This window comes from Acinetobacter sp. YH16052 (assembly GCF_013417155.1).
GTDB lineage: Bacteria > Pseudomonadota > Gammaproteobacteria > Pseudomonadales > Moraxellaceae > Acinetobacter.
In genome coordinates this window covers 1-1507 of sequence record NZ_VPEO01000149.1, presented here as the reverse complement: position 1 = coordinate 1507, position 1507 = coordinate 1, and the positions used below count along the sequence as shown (strand labels likewise).

Here is a 1507-nt window from a genome sequence, read left to right as displayed (position 1 = left end):
GACCTTGCAGAACAACGCCTAATCCTTTTAGCAATACTGGAGGCGAGGGAGTCTAATATCCCTAGTGACCGTGATTTAACTATCCATGCAGAAAGCTACATTAACCATTTCAATGTCCATAGAAACACCGCCTACAAAGTCTTAAAGGATGCTTGCAAAAACTTGTTTGAGCGTCGCTTTAGTTACCAAAAATTAACGGCTAAAGGCAATCTTGAGAATGTTATGAGCCGATGGGTACAGCGTGTGTCCTATGTTGAAAATGAAGCCCTTGTCCGTATCAGGTTTTCAGATGATGTTGTGCCACTGATCACCAACCTAGAGAAGCATTTCACCAGTTATGAACTGGAGCAGGTAAGTAGCCTAACGAGTGCCTATGCCATACGTTTATATGAACTACTAATTGCATGGCGTAGCACTGGGAAAGTATCAATGCTTGAAACTAAGGAATTGAGGTCAAGACTTGGTGTATTGGACACAGAGCATCAACGGATGGAATCGTTTAAAAGACGAGTATTAGAGCCTGCTATTCAACAAATTAACGACCATACCGACATTAAGGCAGAATACGAGCAACATAAGCGAGGACGTTCAATCATTGGGTTTTCATTCAGCTTTAAACAGAAATCCAAGCCTAAAACAATCAACCATGAACGAGATCCAAGCACGGTTGATATGTTCTGCAACTTGTCAGACAGTCAGATAAATACTTATAGCTCAGTATTGTCTAAAGTCCACAGTATCAGCGACCTAGCAGGGAATAAGGACTATCAAGCATTTGCAATATGGATTGCCAATATTTTACGTGACCCGTCCAGTGTGCGAGAAGAAACGGCAAAACGCATATTCAAGGCATTGCGAACAGAAACAGATTTTAAAGGTTAAATGGGAGTATTACTAATGACTGATTTATCAAAACTAAGTGAAACCGAGCTATTAGCTATCTGGAATAAAGATAATTTTGGACTGAAAGGTCAACTATACAAACTAGAACAAGAGTACATCGAAGCCAAAGAAATATTGGATAACTGGCAGAATAAAGACCACCCACTTTATGAACGTCATCAAAGTTGTGTGGATGGTCTTATTACAAGGATTGAGCGTATAAAACAACAACTAAACAAATGCGAATAATCAGAAAAAATCTGTCTCGCCCTATGAGATAGTGTTTTCATCCTGATTGCTTTTAGATCGTTTTGACCGTAGCTCGTTTGCTTTATTCATCATCGAGCCAGCCATACGTCCACCAGTCGTAGAACCACTTAAACGACTACCAAGGTCACTTTTTAAAGCAGAACTCATATTCATGGCCATATTACCAGCCATAAAACCAGCTTTACCCATTGCACTCGATGGGCCTGTGCCAGTTGCTTGAGCCGTTTTAAGCTGTTCACTTGCCAACGCTCCAGCGCCTTTTGTAGCCATAGACGCACCAGCTGCACCAGCAGCAGCGCCAGCTGTCGCAGCAGCCACAGCACGTAGGGCAGAAGTTAAAGCAGCACCACTTCCA

General features: G+C 42.0%; 2 protein-coding genes and 1 pseudogene. 2 read left to right on the top strand and 1 reads right to left on the bottom strand.

Annotated features, from left to right (window positions below; genetic code table 11):
* On the top strand, positions 1 to 882 hold an 882-nt coding region (gene repM, locus FTV42_RS16840; protein ID WP_180039251.1), incomplete at its 5' end, for a replication initiation protein RepM.
* Between the two features lie 15 nt (positions 883 to 897).
* Positions 898 to 1131, top strand: a complete 234-nt coding sequence (locus tag FTV42_RS16835) for a hypothetical protein (RefSeq protein ID WP_065996352.1) — start codon at positions 898 to 900, stop codon at positions 1129 to 1131.
* A gap of 21 nt (positions 1132 to 1152) precedes the next feature.
* On the opposite strand, the pseudogene FTV42_RS16830 reads toward FTV42_RS16835, so the two are convergent.
* A pseudogene (locus tag FTV42_RS16830) lies at positions 1153 to 1507 on the bottom strand (P-type conjugative transfer protein TrbL); the annotation flags it as partial.